18 protein-coding genes and 1 riboswitch are annotated in these 18,190 nt (G+C 67.9%); of the genes, 8 read left to right on the top strand and 10 right to left on the bottom strand.

The genetic code is table 11. From position 1 onward, the window contains the following. Positions 1 to 87: 87 nt before the first annotated feature. The 3 genes from AC5RWG_RS08490 to AC5RWG_RS08480 all read right to left on the bottom strand — a co-directional run bounded on the left by AC5RWG_RS08490 (position 88) and on the right by AC5RWG_RS08480 (position 3,638). Positions 88 to 1,086 (bottom strand): fatty acid desaturase family protein, encoded by a 999-nt coding sequence (locus AC5RWG_RS08490; protein ID WP_494166759.1) that lies wholly within the window; start codon positions 1,084 to 1,086, stop codon positions 88 to 90. Between the two features lie 429 nt (positions 1,087 to 1,515). After that, the gene (locus tag AC5RWG_RS08485; protein ID WP_494012965.1) at positions 1,516 to 2,922 is read right to left on the bottom strand and encodes an NAD-dependent succinate-semialdehyde dehydrogenase; all 1,407 of its coding nucleotides are present in this window, start codon (positions 2,920 to 2,922) and stop codon (positions 1,516 to 1,518) included. Between the two features lie 332 nt (positions 2,923 to 3,254). Beyond that, positions 3,255 to 3,638 (bottom strand): RNA-binding S4 domain-containing protein, encoded by a 384-nt coding sequence (locus tag AC5RWG_RS08480; RefSeq protein WP_494000818.1) that lies wholly within the window; start codon positions 3,636 to 3,638, stop codon positions 3,255 to 3,257. Between the two features lie 190 nt (positions 3,639 to 3,828). Here AC5RWG_RS08480 and AC5RWG_RS08475 point away from each other — a divergent pair, with 190 nt between their 5' ends. The 7 genes from AC5RWG_RS08475 to AC5RWG_RS08445 all read left to right on the top strand — a co-directional run bounded on the left by AC5RWG_RS08475 (position 3,829) and on the right by AC5RWG_RS08445 (position 11,057). Then, a complete protein-coding gene (locus AC5RWG_RS08475; protein ID WP_494000817.1) occupies positions 3,829 to 5,052 on the top strand; it encodes a glycerophosphodiester phosphodiesterase family protein in 1,224 nt (407 codons plus the stop codon). 108 nt (positions 5,053 to 5,160) lie between these two features. Next, positions 5,161 to 6,471: an MFS transporter gene (locus AC5RWG_RS08470; protein WP_494076441.1), complete on the top strand. Its 1,311-nt coding sequence runs from the start codon at positions 5,161 to 5,163 to the stop codon at positions 6,469 to 6,471. After that, the gene (locus AC5RWG_RS08465; protein ID WP_494166758.1) at positions 6,468 to 7,175 is read left to right on the top strand and encodes a FadR/GntR family transcriptional regulator; all 708 of its coding nucleotides are present in this window, start codon (positions 6,468 to 6,470) and stop codon (positions 7,173 to 7,175) included. The genes AC5RWG_RS08470 and AC5RWG_RS08465 overlap by 4 nt, the downstream gene beginning before the upstream one ends. 132 nt (positions 7,176 to 7,307) lie before the next feature. Beyond that, positions 7,308 to 8,240, top strand: a complete 933-nt coding sequence (locus AC5RWG_RS08460; protein WP_494049374.1) for a cytochrome b/b6 domain-containing protein — start codon at positions 7,308 to 7,310, stop codon at positions 8,238 to 8,240. Between the two features lie 115 nt (positions 8,241 to 8,355). Next, positions 8,356 to 8,733, top strand: coding sequence for a hypothetical protein (locus tag AC5RWG_RS08455; RefSeq protein ID WP_494000813.1), 378 nt, complete (start codon positions 8,356 to 8,358; stop codon positions 8,731 to 8,733). A gap of 186 nt (positions 8,734 to 8,919) precedes the next feature. Continuing rightward, a complete protein-coding gene (locus AC5RWG_RS08450; RefSeq protein WP_494166757.1) occupies positions 8,920 to 9,936 on the top strand; it encodes an alpha/beta hydrolase in 1,017 nt (338 codons plus the stop codon). Between the two features lie 131 nt (positions 9,937 to 10,067). Beyond that, positions 10,068 to 11,057 carry an aldo/keto reductase gene (locus tag AC5RWG_RS08445; protein ID WP_494166756.1) on the top strand — a complete coding sequence of 330 codons (990 nt, stop codon included), beginning with the start codon at positions 10,068 to 10,070 and terminating at the stop codon, positions 11,055 to 11,057. Between the two features lie 50 nt (positions 11,058 to 11,107). Here the strand turns inward: AC5RWG_RS08445 and AC5RWG_RS08440 are convergent, their stop codons facing one another. The 6 genes from AC5RWG_RS08440 to AC5RWG_RS08415 all read right to left on the bottom strand — a co-directional run bounded on the left by AC5RWG_RS08440 (position 11,108) and on the right by AC5RWG_RS08415 (position 15,693). Then, positions 11,108 to 11,614, bottom strand: coding sequence for a flavin reductase family protein (locus AC5RWG_RS08440; RefSeq protein WP_494000810.1), 507 nt, complete (start codon positions 11,612 to 11,614; stop codon positions 11,108 to 11,110). Between the two features lie 52 nt (positions 11,615 to 11,666). Continuing rightward, positions 11,667 to 11,781: riboswitch (SAM riboswitch) on the bottom strand. A gap of 161 nt (positions 11,782 to 11,942) precedes the next feature. Continuing rightward, the gene (locus tag AC5RWG_RS08435) at positions 11,943 to 12,812 is read right to left on the bottom strand and encodes a prephenate dehydratase (protein WP_494025240.1); all 870 of its coding nucleotides are present in this window, start codon (positions 12,810 to 12,812) and stop codon (positions 11,943 to 11,945) included. Between the two features lie 87 nt (positions 12,813 to 12,899). Then, the gene (locus AC5RWG_RS08430) at positions 12,900 to 13,112 is read right to left on the bottom strand and encodes a hypothetical protein (RefSeq protein WP_494000808.1); all 213 of its coding nucleotides are present in this window, start codon (positions 13,110 to 13,112) and stop codon (positions 12,900 to 12,902) included. 266 nt (positions 13,113 to 13,378) lie between these two features. After that, positions 13,379 to 14,185, bottom strand: coding sequence for an amino acid ABC transporter ATP-binding protein (locus AC5RWG_RS08425; protein ID WP_494000807.1), 807 nt, complete (start codon positions 14,183 to 14,185; stop codon positions 13,379 to 13,381). Then, complete coding sequence (locus AC5RWG_RS08420) at positions 14,172 to 14,831, bottom strand: amino acid ABC transporter permease (RefSeq protein WP_494001307.1); 660 nt, start codon at positions 14,829 to 14,831, stop codon at positions 14,172 to 14,174. Before AC5RWG_RS08420 ends, AC5RWG_RS08425 begins: the two co-directional genes overlap by 14 nt. A gap of 43 nt (positions 14,832 to 14,874) precedes the next feature. Then, positions 14,875 to 15,693 carry an amino acid ABC transporter substrate-binding protein gene (locus AC5RWG_RS08415; protein ID WP_494000806.1) on the bottom strand — a complete coding sequence of 273 codons (819 nt, stop codon included), beginning with the start codon at positions 15,691 to 15,693 and terminating at the stop codon, positions 14,875 to 14,877. A 345-nt stretch (positions 15,694 to 16,038) separates the two neighbouring features. On the opposite strand from AC5RWG_RS08415, the gene AC5RWG_RS08410 reads away from it, so the two are divergent. Continuing rightward, positions 16,039 to 17,148 (top strand): hypothetical protein, encoded by a 1,110-nt coding sequence (locus AC5RWG_RS08410; RefSeq protein ID WP_494166755.1) that lies wholly within the window; start codon positions 16,039 to 16,041, stop codon positions 17,146 to 17,148. A 66-nt stretch (positions 17,149 to 17,214) separates the two neighbouring features. On the opposite strand, the gene AC5RWG_RS08405 is transcribed toward AC5RWG_RS08410, so the two are convergent. Further along, on the bottom strand, positions 17,215 to 18,141 hold the full coding sequence (locus tag AC5RWG_RS08405) for a diacylglycerol/lipid kinase family protein (RefSeq protein WP_494166754.1): 927 nt from the start codon (positions 18,139 to 18,141) through the stop codon (positions 17,215 to 17,217). Positions 18,142 to 18,190: the final 49 nt, after the last annotated feature.

The raw sequence follows: 18,190 nt of genomic DNA, 5'->3' as shown, positions 1-18,190 counted from the left end.
CCATTCTCTGTGCTGGCCCAGCCGGTGTCCATGCCAGCGCAGACAGGGAGGACGCCCCGGGCGCAAGGAATCCGGGCCCGCGCGGGCTCAGACCCGGCGGTAGATATCCGCCACCGGACAGTGGAAGGGATCGGAGGCGGCTATTCCGACGGCGCCCAGGTAGCGGACTATCGCCGCATAGGAGGCCAGCACGCTGGTCTCCGTGTACGGGATCGAGTGCTCGCGGCAGTATTGGCGGACCATCGGCGCCGCCTTGCTCAGGCAGGGACGGGGCATGTCGGGGAACAGGTGGTGTTCGACCTGGCGGTTCAGACCGCCCATCAGCAGGTCCATCATCCAGCCGCCGCGGATGTTGCGGGAGGCCGTCACCTGTCGGGTGACGAAGTCCGGCCGGCTGGATTTCGAATAGATCGGCATGCCTTTGTGGTTCGGGGCAAACGACGCGCCCATGTAGAAGCCGAAGACCGCCATCTGCACGCCGATGAACGCGAACGCCTGCCCCAAGGGCAGAAGCCAGAAGACCACGGTGAGCAGCACGGCGGCGCGGGCCGCGAGGATGCCCAGCTCCAGCCAGCGGTGCTCCACCTTGGCCTGCCGGACCAGGTACTTGAAAGAATCCGCGTACAGGCTGAAGCCCAGGAAGGGCAGCAGCGGGAACAGCAGGTAGCCCTGGAGCCGGGTGACACGGACCATCGCGCCGCGGCGCCCGGCCGCAGCGTCCGGGTGGAAGGCGATGGACCCGGTCCTGATGTCCGGGTCCTTGTCCACGGTGTTGGGAAACCCGTGGTGCTTGGTGTGTTTGCGCATCCACATGGCGTAGCTGATGCCCACCAGGCAGGTGCCAACCAGCCGGGCAGCCCATTCGTTGACCCGCTTGGATTTGAATACCTGCCAATGGGCCGCTTCGTGCGCCAGGAAGGCGAATTGGGTGAACAGTATCCCCATCCCGGCCGCGATCAGCAGTTGGAACCAACTGCTCCCGAGCAACGAAAACCCTGTCCACGCCGCGGCCAGCAGCATCATGAGCACCGCGAAGAGGGTGATGTAGTAGCCCCTGCGGCGGGTCAGCAGACCGGCGGATTTCATGCGGGCCATGAGTGCCAGGTACCCGCCAGCAATACTGTTTGGTGCACGGGTCGGGCGATCCGGTTCGCGGGCGGAGTCGGGCTGGGGAGCCGTATTGGTCTGCGGCTCGGGCTGAAAGTCCATGACATGCCTTGCGTCCGGCGGGTAAATACAATCGGTGCAGCCGGCCGTCAAGCTTCAGCACCAGTCTTGTGAATGTACCGACGCCGCGCGAATCTGTCATCGGTAGGAGGCGTCCCGGCCATCATCCGGGCCAAATTCGCAGGCTGCGAGGACGCCAGCGAGCCTCGCGGGCGGACTGCGACGGCACCCTTAAAGCGCTGTTGCACGCCGCCATTCCAAACCCTGGCCGTCTCAGAAAGCAAAGATCAGCAGGCGCCCTTCCCGCGAGCGGGAAGGGCGCCTGCTGATCAGTCGATGCCGGACCGGTTAGTCGGCGATGTAGAACAGGCGCTTGTTGACGAATTCGTCCATGCCCAGCGGGCCAAGCTCGCGGCCGAAGCCGGAGCGCTTCACGCCGCCGAACGGGATGTCGGCGCCTTCACCGACGCCGTTGACGTTGGCCATGCCCACCTCCAGCTGCTGGGCAATCTTGCGGGCGCGCTCCTCGTCCTTGGAGAAGACGACGCCGCCCAGCCCGTAGTCGGTGTCGTTGGCCAGTTCCAGGGCTTCCTCGTCGCTGCTGACCTTGTAGACCACGGCCACCGGGCCGAACAGCTCTTCGCGGTAGGCTCGCATCTCCGGAGTGACGCCGGTCAGAACAGCCGGGGCCAGGTAGGCGCCGGGGCCATCGTGCAGGGTGCCGCCGGCGTGCAGCGTGGCACCCTTGTTGACGGCGTCCTTGAGCTGCTCGTGCAGTCCTTCGGCCGCCGCCCGGGAGGAAAGCGGGGCGTAGGTTCCCTCGGCCTCTTCGGCCGGGTCGCCGGGCTTGAGGTCCTTCGCCAGGTTGGTCAGCTCGGCCACGAAGTCGTCGTAGATGTCCTCCATGACGATCATGCGCTTGTTGGAGTTGCAGGCCTGGCCGGTGTTCTCGATGCGGGTGGCCCACGCCTGCTCGGCCGCGGCCTTGACGTCGTCGGTGTCCAGCAGCACGTAGGGATCGGAGCCGCCCAGTTCCAAGACGGCCTTCTTCAGGTTCTTGCCGGCGAGCTCGCCGATGATGGCGCCGGCCCGCTCGGAGCCGGTCAGCGAGACACCCTGCACGCGCGGGTCGGCAATGATGTCCGCGATCTGCTCGTGGCTGGCGAAGAGGTTGATGTAGACGCCGTCGGGCACGCCGGCGTCGTCCATGATTTTCTGGATGGCCAGGGCGGAGCGAGGGCAGGTCTCGGCGTGCTTGAGGATGATGGTGTTGCCCAGCATCAGGTTCGGCGCGGCGAAGCGGGCCACCTGGTAGTAGGGGTAGTTCCACGGCATAATGCCCAGCAGCGGGCCGACCGGCAGCTTCTGGATCATGGCGCGGCCGCCGCCGATGGCCTTGATTTCCTGGTCCGCCACCAGGTCGGGGCCTTCAGTAGCGAAGTAGCTGAAAATGTCGGTGCAGAACTCGGCCTCGCCCTTGGACTCGGACAGGGGCTTGCCCATTTCCTCGGTGATGATCGCGGCGAGCTCGTCGGCCCGCTCGGTGAACAGTTCCGCAATGCGGGACACCACCTTGGCACGGTCCGTGATCGGCGTGGCCTTCCACGCTGTGTAGGCAGCCTGGGACCTGGCGAGGGCGTCCTTGACCTCGGCGTCGGTGGCAGTGGGGAATTCCTCGACCACCTCGCCGGTGGACGGGTTTTGGACCCGGTAGCCCGGCTGGGTGGATGAAGCGGCGTGGGAAGTGGTGGTCACAGCCCTGATCTCCTTCAGATAATGACATAGCAGCGGGACGGCGGCGCGGCCGTCTCCGGTTTCCATCTTGTACCGTCCGGCCGGTTATGTGAAGTGAGTTACGCTCACGGCATGGAAGTAAGAAGCCCGGCGCGGCGTGAATTGACGGGCAGCGCGGGCCGATCGGTGCAGCATCGGGCCATCCGGCCGTCCTGAGCGGCCGCCGAACGGCTTCCGGGCTCCCGTCCTGAGCGGCCGCCGAACGGCTTCCGGGCTCCCGTTCCCAGCGGCCGCCGAAGCGCCGCCGGGCTCCCGTTCCAAGAAACCACCGAACTGCTTCCGCGCTCCCGTTCCTAGCGGGGGCCGCGCAGCCTGTCCATCTCCCGCCGGTCCTTCTTGGTTGGCCGGCCGGCACCCCGGTCGCGCTGCGGGATTCCGAGCGAGGGCATCGCCGGGCGCGGCGGCGTGTGGTCCGTGAAGCAGTGCGAGGCCGCCTCGGCTCCCACCCGCTTGGCGATCAGCCGGCGCACTTCCAGGATCCGTTCGTAGCCGGGCTGCCGCACCCGCAGGGTGTCGCCCGGGACCACCGGCTGGGAGGCCTTGACCGGGTTGCCGTTAAGCCGGACGTGTCCGGCACGGCAGGCGGCGGTGGCCGCGGAACGGGTCTTGTAGGCGCGGATGGCCCACAGCCACGCATCGACGCGCACCGAGCTCGGGGTATTGGCGGAAGTGTTCATGCCACTCCGAGTCTAGCGTCGCCGCGGCGGCATCCCGCGGCGGTCCGATTGCGCCGTCGCCGCGCCCCGGCCCTTGGGCGGTGTTTCCTTTCACTGCGAGTTCACAGCCAGTTGGCCCGCAGGTCCACTGGCGCTGTGAAGCTCGATGGCGGGGAAACCCGGACAACCACTACGAAGGGCGTCATATCCCATGGCATCTCGCCTGCTCAAAACATTGACCACCTCCGCCGCGGCCGTCGCCGTCGGCGCTACCCTCGTGGCCGCCCCGGCGGCCGGCGCGCAGAACAACCCGGGCGGGCAGGATGAAGCCCCGCTGCTGATCGGCCACCGCGGGGCCGCCGGCACCGCCCCCGAAAATACGGTTGCGGCCTTCAAGGACGGGCGCGCCTCCGGCGCCGACTTCTTCGAGATCGACGTCCAGCTCAGCGCCGATGGCGTACCGTTCCTGTTCCACGACGACACTCCGGCCCGGACCACCAACGTGGAGGAAGTATTTCCCGAGCGTGCCGGGGACCCCATCACGTCCTTTACTTGGGATGAATTGCAGCAGCTCGACGCCGGATCCTACTTCGGCGCCAAGTACCAGGGGGAGCGGATCCCGCACCTGGATGACGCGGCGAAGATCGCCACGGTGAAGACCGGCGTGTACATCGAAATCAAGTCGCCGAAGAACTCCCCGGGCATCGAACAGCTCGTCGCCGACGAGCTCCGCACCGATGCCGCCTGGACGAAGCTTGTTGCCGCCGACAAGGTCCAGGTCCTCGGCTTCGACGAGGCCTCCAACCGCACCTTCGCCGACCTGGCCCCCGAGATCGCGCTGCAGCAGCTCTCGAGCACCGTCCCGGGTCCGGCCACGCTGGAATCCTGGGCGGCCTTTGCCGATTCAATCGGCACCAACTACCGCACCCTGACGGCGCAAAATGTTGCAGACGCCAAGGCCGCCGGGCTGGTCGTCGGCGTCTACACCGCCAACTCGCCCGAGGCCGTCCAGCACTCCGTCGACCTCGGCGTCGATGCCGTCACCGGTGACTTCCCGATCCAGACCATGCGCTACCTGGACGGGCGGAAGCCCTTCCCCGCGGGCACCGGCCTGGAAATCGCCGGCGCGGTGAATGACCCCGCCGGCAGCGACGTTCAGCCGGAGACCGGCGAGCACGTGGTGCTGCGCAACACCGCCAACCACAGCATCGACGCCAGCGGCTACATCATCCGCGACGCGGCGAACAATATCCTGGCTGTGGGCGAGGGCTACGTGCTTGCCCCCGGCGCGGAGTTGCGGGTCTACACCGGTCCCGGCACCAACAGCGCCGAGGCCTACTACAACAATGGCACCGCGTCAGTACTGAACAACACCGGCGACTCCATTGCGCTGTGGGCCCCGCAGGGCACGCTGCAGGACGTCTTCGCCAACTAGGCGGCAGGTTCTGCAGCTCCGACGCCGGCACCTCGGGCGGCCTTACGCCGCCCGAGGCGCCGGCGCCGGTTTTGGTGCCTCAGACATCAAACGTCTAACGTTTAGAGAATGATTTTAGAGCGACGGCCCAGCGGCGGCAGCAGCAGCGACCACGCGCCGGGCGGCGACGAGGCTCCGGGGGAGTTCGCCGAGGCCCTGGTGCCGGAGCTCAACGTGCAGGAGCCTGCCCCAGCACCCGCCGCCGCGGGCCGCCGCTGGTTCATCGCCGCGGCCGTAGCCGCCGTGATACTCATCGGGTTGAACCTCCGGGCTGGTATTGCCAGCGCGGCCGCGCTCTTCCACGACCTGCAGCAGCTGCTGGGGTACGGGCCGCTGGTCGCCGCACTGCTGCCCACCGTTCCCGTGCTGTGTTTCGCCGTGGCCGGAGCCGCGACCGCCTGGCTGAGCAGCCGCATGGGGCTGGAACGCGCCATCGCACTTGCGCTGACACTGCTGATTGCGGGCTTGGGCCTGCGCGGGGTCGAATCCGTCGGGATGCTGCTGGCCGGCACGGTGGTGTCCATGTCCGGACTGGCGGTCTGCAACGTGGCGCTGCCGGCGTTCATCCGCAAGTACTTCGCGCACCGGCCGTCGACGATGACCGGGGCCTACACCATCTCCATGTCCGTCGGCGCCACCCTGGCCGCGGCCATCAGCGTCCCTCTGGCCGCGCAGTTGGACTCGCCGTCGCTCGCGCTGGCCGCGTGGGCGCTGCTGGCCGTCGTCGGGCTCGCGGTGTTCCTTCCCATGGCCGTGGCCGGCAGGCGCGGTTCGGGCACGCGGACCCGGGACCACTCGTCGCCGTGGCCGCTGCTGCTCACGCGCAAGGGCGCGCTGCTCACCGGCCTGTTCACCATCCAGGCGCTGCTCGTCTATTCCGTGATGGGCTGGCTGCCGTACATCCTGATCTCGCGCGGGGTGGATGCCGCGGCCGCCGGGCAGCTGCTCGCGCTGGTCCAGCTGGTGTCCATCCCCGCCGTCGTCCTGCTGTTGTCCATGGCGGCGCGCCCGGGCCTGCTGCGGCCGGCCTTCATGATCACCTGCGCGGCGTCGCTGGCGGGCTACCTCGCCCTGCTGGTGCTGCCTGCCGAGCTCGCCGTGCTGCCTGCGGTTTTGATCGGACTGGGTTTCGGGGTTTTCCCGCTGCTGATGCTGGTGATCAGCCGCAGCGGTGACAGCGCGGCCGAGACCACCGCGCTGTCCACGCTGGCCCAATCGGTGGGCTACCTCTTCGCCGCCCTGGGCCCGTTCGGTCTCGGCCTGCTGCACGATGCACTCGCCGACTGGACCGTACCGCTGGTGCTCCTGGTGGCCGGCGCGGCGCTGCAACTGCTGCTGGCTCACGCGGTCAGCGGCCTGGTGCGGAAGGCGCGCGCGTGAGGTCCGGCCCGCTCCAGCGGCCGCCGCTGGCGGAGGAAGTCACGTCCAGGCTGCGGGAGTCCATCGCCGCGGGGCGGTGGGAGCTGGGGTCCCGGATCCCTCCCGAGCCGGAACTGATGGCGAGTCTGGGCGTTTCCCGCGGCACCCTGCGCGAGGCGGTCAAGGCCCTGGCCCACGCCGGGATGCTCGAGGTGCGCCGCGGCGACGGCACGTACGTGCGCGCTACCAGCGAGATCAGCGGCACCGCCCGCCGCGCCTACCGCGAGTACGACGACGAGGACGTGCTGCAGGTGCGCTTCGCGCTGGACACCCAGGCGGCGAGGCTGGCGGCGCAGTCGGCGCGGTCCGAGCCGCCGGGCCCCGGCGGCGGCGTGGAGGCGCTGCGGGAGATGCTGGCCCGGCGCCGGCATGCGTGGGCCGAACAGGACCTGGAAGGCTGGATCGCCGCCGACTGGGACTTCCACCTGGCCGTGGCCGAGGCTTCCGGCAACCAGCTGCTGCACGAGCTGTACGGCAGCTTCGGCGACGTGTTTCACGGGACCAAGATGGCCCAGCGATTGCGGGACGGCTTCGATGGATGCCTGCGCGCCGGACACGAGGACCTCGCGGACGCCATCGCGGCCGGTGACGAAGAAGCCGCGGTACGGACCGTCACCGCCAACCTGCGCTACTGCCTGAAATGGATGCCGCAGGACGGCCAATAACGCCCCGCTCACGCCGTGCTGCGGCGGGCTCTGGCCGCCGCGGCCGCGCGTGTGGCACGATGCCGCCCGGCCGGGGTACCTTGAATCACGAAGCCCGGACTGTCGGGACGCAGGGAACGAGGAAAGCTGGCGATGTCCACTTCGACGAAACCGTCCGGGAGCACCCGGAAGACGTGGCTGAAGATCACCGCGGCGGTGGCCGGCGCCGTCGTCGTGCTCCTGATGCTGGTGTTGCTGGCCAAATGGATGCGCACGATGCCGGGCGTCCAGGACTTCCTGGCCGCCTACCCGGGCCGTTCCGAACTGCCCGAATCCGCGCCCGTCGGGCTGCCCGCCTGGCTGGGCTGGCAGCACTTCCTCAACTTCTTCCTGATCGTGTTGATCATCCGCACCGGCCTGCAGGTACGCGCCGGCACGCGCTCGCCGGCGTACTGGACACGCAACAACAAGGGCCTGGTGAAGACCAAAAACGCGCCCACCAAGATCACCCTGAACCTGTGGTTCCACCTGACGCTGGATGCGTTGTGGGTGCTGAACGGCATCGTCTTCATGGTGCTGATCTTCGCGACCGGGCACTGGATGCGGATTGTGCCCACCAGTTGGGACATCTTCCCGAACGCGCTGTCCGCGGTGCTGCAGTACGCCTCGCTGGACTGGCCGCTGGAGAACGGGTGGGTGAACTACAACGCGCTGCAGCTGCTGACCTACTTCGCCACCGTCTTCATCGCCGCCCCGCTGGCCATCGTCTCCGGCCTGCGCACCTCGGCCGCCTGGCCCAAGCGGGCCGCGGTCAACAAATACTTCCCGATTGAGGCGGCCCGGGCCATCCACTTCCCGGTGATGGTGTATTTCGTGCTGTTCATCATCGTGCACGTGACGCTGGTGCTGGCCACCGGCGCGCTGCGCAACCTCAACCACATGTATGCGGCCACGGACGACGGCGGGTGGACCGGTTTCTGGATTTTTGCCGCCTCCGTCGCGGTGACCGTGGCGGCCTGGTTCCTGGCCCGGCCGATCTTCCTGCGCCCGATCGCCTCGCTGACGGGCAAGGTCACGAGCCGCTGACCGCGCGGCCGCCTGATCGCCGGCCGCTGACCGCGTGGCACGCGTGGCCGCCGCCTTACCGCCAGCCGCTGACCGCCTGACCGCGGCTGAAGGCTGCACCGCTACACTGCTCGCCATGATCACCGTTGCGGCCATCGCCGCGTGCCTTGTCTTCGCGCTGTTGGCCGTCTTCCAGATCCTGCTGGCCGCGGGCCTGCCGCTGGGCCGGTTCGCCTGGGGAGGAAGCCACCGCATCCTGCCGGCGAAGCTGCGCATCGGGAGCGCGGTCTCGGTGCTCCTGTATGCGTTCTTCGTGTTCGTCATCATGGACCGCGCGCAGTTTCTCGACGCGTTGCCGGAGACCGCGTCGCTCGTTCTTGGCTGGGTCCTGACCGCGTACCTGTTCGTCGGCGTCCTGATGAACGCCATCTCGCGCAGCAAGCCCGAGCGGTGGACCATGACGCCGGTCGCCCTGGTCTTGGCCGCGCTGAGCCTGGTGGTTGCCCTCGGTTGACGTGGTTTCCCGCCCTTGGCGGGGAGCTGCAAGGCTTTTCGTCGGTGGGCCGTCCAGCCGTTTGCGGGTCTCACGTCCCTTCGCGGGCGGGGGGTTCCGACGGTTGACGGTCAGGCAGGGGAGGGGCTTGCCCCGCGGGCGGGGCGGGCTCACGATTGGTTCACTACCGGCCGATCGGAGGAAGCCATGCAGGTCCGTATCCGCCGCGCACTGACAGCAGTTGCCGTGCTCGTCACCGTCCCGGCGGCCCTTGCCGGCGGCCTGGTCCTGTGGCTGCGCTTCAGCCCCCGGCCGCTGGCGGTGCTGCTGCGGGTGCTGTCGGAACGGGACGGCCGGCGCACGGCCCGCGCGATGGCCCGGCACGTGCCGGACGGAATCAGCGAAGTATTGGATCAGGAATACCTCAGCAACCACGGGCATACCCGCCTGGACGTGTTCTTCCCGGACAAGGCGGCCGAGGATTCGCTGCGCCTTCCGACAATTGTCTGGATCCACGGCGGGGCCTGGATCTCCGGCACCAAGAACGACGTCGCCAATTACCTGCGGATTCTCGCCTCCTACGGCTTCACCGCCGTGGGAGTGGACTATTCGCTGGCCCACGTGCGCCGCTACCCCGCGCCGGTGCGCCAGACGGCCGCCGCGCTGCGCTACCTGGAACACAATGCCGAGCGGCTGCACATCGATACCGAGCGGATCGTGCTGGCCGGGGACTCGGCGGGCGCGCAAATCGCCGCGCAACTGGCGCTGGTCATCGCCGATCCCGACTATGCCAAAAGGCTCGGCATTGCCTCGCCCATGAAGCCGGAGCGGCTGCGCGCGGTGCTGCTGCACTGCGGGGCGTACGACCTCTCGCTCGCCGGGGCGGACCAGGCCGGGAACCAGAACTACCTGCGCACGGTGCTGTGGTCCTACACCGGGGCCAAGGACTATCTGGAGCGTCCGTACGTCGCGCTGGCCTCCGTGGCCAAGCACGTGGGCGCCGACTACCCGCCGGCTTTCGTGTCAGCGGGCAACACGGACCCGTTGCTGCCGCACTCGCTCGGGCTGGTCGAAGCGCTGCGGATCAAGGGCGCGGCCGTGGAGGAGTTCTTCCCCCAAACCGAGGCCGGCCTGGGGCACCAGTTCCAGTTCAACCTGGAATTGGAAGCGGCGTGGCAGGTGCTGGAGCGCAGCGTGGCGTTCCTCCGCCGCCACACCGGCTGATGCCGCCGGAGTTGACCGGCTCGCTACGAGGAGTGTTCTTCGGTGTCAGCATCACCCGGGGCCGGCGCCGATGCCTCCCCGGGCACCGCCGTCGTACGCTGGAAACCTGCCCAGCGAAGGGGGAACTATCAATGAACGACGCCGGCTCGCGCCTCATTTTCGGCTGCATGGGGTTGGGTGGGGGCTGGGGGAGCGGGCCGCTGGAAGCGGCCGACGTGGCCGCCGCGCACGCGGCCGTGGCGGCGGCGCTGGAGGCCGGGATCACGACTTTCGACCACGCCGACATCTACGCCCACGGCAAGGCCGAGGCCGCGTTCGGGCGGGTGCTGGCGGAAAGTCCCGAGCTGCGCGACTCGATCCGGCTGCAGGGCAAATGCGGCATCCGGCTGCCGGTCCCCGGCATGGTCGGGCACTACGACTCCTCGCGGGAAGCCATCCTGGCCCGCACCGACGAGAGCCTGCGCCGACTGCACACCGATCACCTGGATACGCTGCTGATCCACCGGCCCGATCCGCTGACGCCGGCCGAAGAGATCGCCGCGGCGTTCAACGAGCTTCGGATGGCCGGGAAGGTGCGCCGCCTTGGTGTCTCGAACATGTCCGGCGAACAGATGCGCTGGCTGCAGTCGGCGCTGGATGAACCGCTGGCGGTGAACCAGCTGGAAATGAGCCTGCACCGACGCGACTGGCTGGAGTCAGGGGTGCTGGTGAACCACCCGGAGGGACCGGGGATCAGCTTCCCGCACGGCACCTTGGAATACTGCGCCGCCCACGGGGTGGAGCTGCAGGCCTGGGGCGCGCTGGCCCAGGGCCGGTACAGCGGGCGTGCGGCAGCGGAGGCCGCGACACCGGATGCTTCCGCGCCCGCGGATGCCCCACCCCCGGCGGATCATGCAGCGGCAGCCCTGGTCACGGAACTTGCCCGGGACAAGGGGTGCCCGCCCGAGGCCGTGGTGCTGGGCTGGCTGCTGCGGCATCCGGCAGGCATCCGGCCGGTCGTCGGTACCAGCAGCCCGGACCGGATCCGGGCCTGTGCCGAGGCGGAAGCGGTTGGAGCATCGATGACCCGCGAGGAGTGGTACTCCCTGTGGGTGGCGGCCCGAGGCAGGCCGCTGCCTTAGCTGCCCGCGCCCGGCCGCGCCGGCTGCGGGCGGAGCCGGGACCATGCGTCCTAGACGAAGGCCGGCTGTTCCAACCGGCGGAACGCGGAATCGTGGAAGACCAGGGGCTCGTGGGTGCCGTCGTGCGTGGACAGTCCGTGCACCTGCAGCAGCACGACGTGGTGGTCCCCGGCCGGGACCTCCTGGTGCACCGAGCAGTCCAGCCAGAGCGCCGCGTCGTTGAGGAAAAGCGCGCCATCGTCCGTGCCGTGCAGGCTCAGGCCGGCAAAGCGGTCACCGGTCCTGGACGCGATCTGGCGGCAGACACCGTCGTGCCCGGTACCGAGCACCGAGACGCCGATCCGGTTGGCCCGGCGGACCAGCGGCCAGGTCCGTGAGGTGTTTTGCACGGCGAACATCACCAGCGGCGGCTCGAGGGAGACGCCCACGGTGAACGAGGAGGCGACGATGCCCTGCGGCTCGCCGTCGACGGTCGCGCACAGCGCCGCGATGCCCGAGGGGAACCGGCCGAAGGCGGAGCGCAACGTGTGGGGGGTCAGGTCATGGTGTAGCGACATGGCGTCCTTGGGGCTTGGGCGCATCCGCTGCGGCCGAGCTGCTGCGGGTGGATACGCGTACTTGCCTGCCGACATCCCCGGCGGGCCGAATCATCACCTGGAGCACCCCGCTACGGTAGAGGGTTGCCGGCCAACCAGCCAGGGCTGTGAAGTTGGCGCTCTTGATTCGTCTCCACGCTAAGAGCGGGGAAGGGCCTGGGTCAAACGCCGGTAACAGTTCGTCAAATGCAGCGTTTTACTCCCGGGCCACGCGAGGTGGCTTCTGCCCGACGGGCGGCCGTGCGACGGCTGCTGCCCCGAAGCTACTGTCCGACTGCTGGCCCCACGGCTACTGCGCCGCGGCGCCCGGGCGCACGGTCTGCTGCCGGAACGGATGCGCCGGGTACACGCCCAGGATGCGGATTTCCGTGGTGAAGAAGTCCAGTTCCTCGAAGGCATGGACCATGGCGGGATCGTCCGGGTGGCCTTCGACGTCCACCATGAACATGGTGGCGGCAAACTCGCCGCCCACCATGTAGCTCTCCAACCGGGTCATGTTGATGCCGTTGGTGGCGAAACCGCCCAGCGCCTTGTACAGCGCGGACGGCACGTTCCGCACGCGGAACACGAAGCTGGTCACGGCCGGACCGGGAAGTTCCTCGCGGGACGGGACCGGCCGGCGGTCGGCCAGCACCACGAACCGTGTGGTGTTCGTCGGATCGTCTTCGACCTTTTCCGCGAAAACCTCCAGGCCGTAGAGTTCGGCGGCCATCGGCGGCGCCAGGGAGACCTTGGTCGGGTCGTTCCATTCGGCCACCTCCCGGGCCGAACCGGCGGTGTCGCCTGCGATGACCGGAGTGAGCCCGAGCCTGCGGATCAGCTTGCGGCACTGGCCCAAAGCATGGATGTGGCTGTGCACCTCCCGGGCCTGCTCCACGGTGGCCCCGCGTACGCCCAGCAGGCTGAAACGGATGGGCAGGAAGAATTCCTCCACGATCTGCAGGGTGGTCTTCGGCAGCAGGGCGTGGATGTCCGCCACCCGCCCGGCGATCGAGTTGTCGATGGGGATCATGGCCAGTTCCGCCTCGCCGCCGGTGACGGCAGCGAACGCATCCTCGAAGCTGGCACACGGCACCGCTTCCCAACCGGGGCGCACTTCCAGGCAAGCCATGTGGGAGTTCGAGCCGGGTTCACCTTGGTACGCAATCGCTGGAGCCATGGGCGAAATTATCCCACCGGGGCGGGCCGGCGCTTCATTCCGGGCAACCGGGCGGCGTCATATAACCGGGACCGGCCCGCCAACCGCTTAGTACAGATGCGATTCCTGGGTGATGCCGTAGGGCACGTCGTCGCTCAGCTCCACCGTAAACTGCCCGGGGCCGGTGCGAGTGACCAAGATGCCGCAATCGCCGTCGATGGCGGCGAGCTTTTGCAACTCTTCGACCGCAGCATTCAGGAGATCGTGCGCTTCGGAAGCCGTCTGTGCGGTCAACGACTTGGTAGCCAGGGAAGTGGCCATGGTTCTGCCTTTCGTGGCCGGAGGTTTCCGCGCAGGAGAAACGCGGGATGGAAGCTTCCGGCCGGAACGAGCCTGCCATGCGGAACGGTGCATGGAACTTTACATTCTGCCATCCCAGATGACATCAGATGAATTTCGCACCGGCGTGGCGTGCGCCACACCCGGCGTGGCGGCGTGGTGCTGCGAACCGGTGCAGGCGGGACCCCCACCGCGGATGCAGGGAGCCGTCGGGGGGAGGGCGGGGGCAGCCGGAAGTGAACCCGGTCCTAGAACGGGTTGAGCAGCCGGTGGACGAACTGCCGGGTGCGCTCCTCCCGCGGTTCGCGCAGCACCTGTTCGGGGTGTCCGCGTTCCACCACCACGCCGCCGTCCATGAACACCACTTCGCTGGCCACTTCACGGGCGAAGGCCAGCTCGTGGGTGACCAGGGCCATGGTCCAGCCCTCGTCAGCCAGTTCCTTGATCACGTGCAGCACGTCGCCCACCAGTTCAGGATCCAGTGCGGACGTGGGCTCGTCGAACAGCAGCAGCGAAGGTTTGAGCGCCAGCGCCCGGACAATGCCGACCCGCTGCTGCTGTCCGCCGGAGAGCTGATGCGGGTACTGGTCTTCCTTGCCGGAGAGCCCGACACGGTCCAGCAGCGACCTGGCCTCGCGCACCGCTTCGGCCTTGGACCGCTTCTGCACCTGGACCGGGCCCTCGATGATGTTCTGCAGCACGGTCATGTGCGGGAACAGGTTGTAGTGCTGGAACACCATGGCGCTGCGGTCGCGCAGGGCGGCGATCTGTTTTCGGTTCACCGGCGAACCGAAATCCACGGCCGGCCCGCCCGAAAAGGCGACCCGCCCGCCGTCGGGGATTTCCAAGCCGTTCAGGCAGCGCAGCACGGTGGTTTTGCCCGACCCGGAGGGTCCGATCAGGGCCAGTACCCCGCCCGTCTGGACGGAGAGGTCGATGGACTTGAGCACCTGGTTGCTGCCGAAGGACTTGCGCAGCCCCTCTACGGAGAGCACCGGCCCTGCGGCGGAGCCGGGCTGCGAAGCGGCGGCGGAGGGGACGTCAGTGGGCGACATAGCGGTCCAGCCTCTTCTCCAGTCGGGACTGCCCGGCGGAGAGCACCAGGCAGAACACCCAGTAGACCGCCGCGGCCTCAATGTAGAGCAGCATGAACTCCTGGCTGAACGCCGCGATTTCCTGGGCGGCCCGGAACGCCTCGGTGACCAGGATCAGGGAAGCGAGGGAGGTGTCCTTGACCAGCGAGATGAACGTATTGGACAGCGGCGGCACCGACACCCGCGCGGCCTGCGGCAGGATGATGCGGCGCAGGGTGGTGGTGCCGGCCATGCCGATGGTGTGGCCGGCTTCCCACTGGCCCTTGGGGACGGACAGAATCGCGGCGCGGATAATTTCGGCCGCATAGCCGCCCACGTTCAGGGAGAACGCGATGATGGCGCTCGGCCACGGTTCAAGCACCACGCCGATCGACGGCAGGCCGTAGAAGATCACGAACAGCTGGACGAGCAGCGGGGTGCCGCGGATCACCGAGACGTAGGCGCGCGCGATGCCGGCCAGGATCCGGTTGCGGCTCAAGCGCATCAGGGCCACGACGAGCGCCAGCAGCAGGCCGATGGCGAAGCTGGCCAGCGAGAGGGGGATGGTGCCGGTCAGCCCGCCCTGGACTATAGGCCAGAGTGAACTGCCGACGAGCTCCCAGTCGATGTCCATACGGTTACGTTAGCGTCTCCCTTTGAAGCGGCCGGATTTACTTGCTGACGTCCGCGCCGAAGTACTTCTCGGAGATCTTTGCCAGCGTGCCGTCGGCGCGCAGCTCCTCCAGCGCCGTGTTGAAGGCCTCGACCAGCTCGTCGCTGCCCTTCTGGAAGGCGAAGGCGCTCTGCGTTTCTTCGTCCGTTTCGGCGGCTACCTTGATGTCTTTGTTGTCGTTGGTGGCCTGGTAGTCCAGGTAGGTCAGCTTGTCGTTGACCGTGGCGTCCACCCGGCCCTGCTCCAGCAGCGAAACCGCCTGCGCCCAGCCCTCCACGGCCTCGACATTGGCTCCGGCGCCCTTGGCCAGTTTGTAGAAGTTGCTGGTCAGCGACTGGGCGGACGTTTTGCCCTCCAGATCCGCCAGGGAGGAAATGTCGTTGTTGTCCGACTTCACGACGACGACGCCGGTGCTGACCGTGTACGGGTCCGAGAAGTCGTACTTGGCCAGGCGGTCTTCGTTGATCGAAACCTGATTGGCGATTACGTCGAAACGGCCCGCCTCCAGCCCCGCGAAGATGGCGTCCCACTGGGTCTCTTCAAACCGCACGTCGACGCCGAGCTTGTCCGCCACCGCGGTGACGACCTCTACGTCGTAACCGGTCAGGTCGCCGGTGCCGTTCTCGTGGAAGGAGAACGGGCGGTAGGTCCCCTCGGTCCCCACGGTGATCACGCCTGCGTCCTGGATCTCCTGCAGCGTGGTCGCGGCGGAGGAGGTCGCCGGCTCCGACCCCGACGGCGAGGACGTGCTGCAGCCGGCCAGCACCAGGGCGGCGGCTGCGGCGGCACCGAGGACGGACAAACGACGACGAATCATGGTGGAAAACCCCTTGTGATGTGGGACGACGAGCCAACCGGCAGGTGGCCGGCAAACGCTGAAGCTAGCACGTACAACAACGGGTACCTCAAGATATGTTCCGAACTGTGTCGGCAATGTGAGCAGCCGCACTCCCGGCGGCGCGCACCGGCGTCGTTAGGAGTGGCAACGAGGCGACGAACAAGTGTCTGACTCAAGACGATGGAGCCCATCCTTGCGGGTACTGAAACAGGTCCGACACGATCGACATGTCGCCATGCAGCCGCCCTGTCGCCCGGTAGTGTTGCGGTCAGCTCCCTCATGGTGCGACTCCCTTCTACGCGACGCCAACCGACCGGAGAACCAATGACCACGAATAAGCCGACACCCGCTGCCGCGAACGGGGAGGGTGCTCTCGTCGCCGTCGATGAGAAAGCAAGTGACGTCTCCGAGCCTGATGGCTTAAAGTTGAAGATCTTCCAAGCCATCTCGGTGCAGCGGCCTGTCGTGCTGGAGTATTTGAAGTCGCTTCGCCGGGAAAAGCCGGACGCTTCGCCCCAAGAAATGCTCAAGGAGCTCGATAAGCGCTACGTGGCCACCGTGACTATCGCGAGCACGGGAGTCGGTGCTTCGGCAGCCATCCCCGGCGTAGGCACGTCTATTGCGTTGGGGCTTGGGGTAGCCGATCTGCTGTTCTTCTACGAGACGAGCGCCCTTTATGTCCTCGCCGCCACGGAACTCCACGGGATCGAAGTGAGCGACGCAGAGCGAGCCCGGCCGCTTGTCTTCGGGATGCTGCTCGGCCAGAAGTCGCAGAGCCAGGTGACGAAGATCGTATACCAGGCCGCCGGGGCCGGAGGCGTCAATCAGGCTCGCACGCTCGCCTCCGGTACCGTCAAGCAGGCACTCCCAAACGGCTGGGGAGAGGTGCTCACTCAGCAGCTTCCCGATTCGGCGCTCGCGCCATTGGCTACGGTCCTCGCGCGGGAGGCGCTGAAAAACAGCGCGAAGCTCGGAGCCGGGACGCTTGGCAAGGCAATCCCCTTCGGCCTCGGCGCCGTCGTTGGCGGGGTCGGAAGTTTCACGTTTGGGAGCGATGTCGTCAAGGCCGTGCGTCTTGCGTTCCCCGAGCCCCCCACTGCCTTCCCGGCGGTGCTTCTGGACTTCGAGAAGCCGGAGCCAGGGGTTGTGGAGCCGTCGCGTGCAGTGAAGGCATTGCAATCCGCCGCGGACAATGTGTCGGGCTTCGGCGAGGCCGTCAAGGACAAGGCGAATGACGTCGTCGGTGTATTCCGGTCGGTTGACATCGACGGCGATGGGGTGCCGGACGAAGCGCGGGCGCTCACTGCCGCGAAACGCACCGGATTCGCGATCAAGGGTGCCGCAGTCGGAAGTGTCGGCGCGGTTGGTGGCATCTTCAAGCGGAAGCGCGTTGACAACGCTGAGGAGAAACAGGAACCCGATTCAGGTCACTAAGCCTGTGAATCCTGCCCGCCCTGGAATTCTGAGTTCGGTGAGGCGCGCACCGGCGTCGTCAGTGTTCTATTCGGGTGCCACCCGCACCACGAGTGCGCCCGGATCGACGCCCATCATCAAACGGGACCCCATGCCAATATGGTCGCCGTCCAGCTGCATCTCCTGGGGCCGGCCGGCGTAGATCTCCACGTGCTTGCCCTGGTAGTAGTCAACCGAAGGATCCACGCTCCGGCCGCGTTTGGCGAGCCCGGCCAGCACGCCGAGCCAGCCCAGCCGCCCACGCGGGGAGATGGTCATGACGTCCAGCAGGCCGTCGTCGAGCTGCGCACCGGGGAACATCTCGAATCCGCCCTGGATCTTGCCGCAGTTCCCGCCCATGACGCTGCGCATCCGCACCGTCATGGGCTTGCCGCCGTCTATGGTGACCGTGGCGCGGACCGGCTTGCCCGGAAGGTTGCGCAGGCCGGCTTCCACGTACGCCAGCCACCCGATGCGGTCCTTGAGGCCGTCGTCGGTGCCGCCAATCACGGCGGCGTCGAATCCGAGGCCGGCCATGACCAAAAACACGGAGTCACCGCCCGACCTGTCCACGGTGGCCCGGACCACGTCGATCCGCCGGTCCCGGCCGGCCAACGCGATGCCGGCAGCGGTCTCAGGGTCGTCAACCGGCAGGTCCAGGTTGCGGGCCAGCAGGTTGCCGGTGCCCAAAGGGATCACGCCCAGCGGCATGTCCGTTGCCGCCAGCCGGCCGGCCACCCGCCGCACCGTCCCGTCACCGCCGGCGGCGATCACCAGGTCGACCCCCGCTTCCAGCGCCTGGTGCGCCTGGCCGGCGCCCGGATCCTCCAGCGTGGTCTCGAGCCAGAGCGGCGGCTGCCAGCCGGTCTCGGCGCACAGGCCCTCGACCAGCGCCACCAGGTCGAAGTTGAACTTCTTGGACGGGTTCCAGACCACCGCGGCACGGCGGGAAGCTGGGGGAGCGGATTCGGTCATGGTGTCCTTACTGTCCTGTTTGCCGGCTGAAGGCCGACGTCCCGACGAA

Source organism: Arthrobacter sp. Y3221160 (genome assembly GCF_059092585.1).
This window is presented reverse-complemented; position numbering and strand designations above follow the sequence as displayed.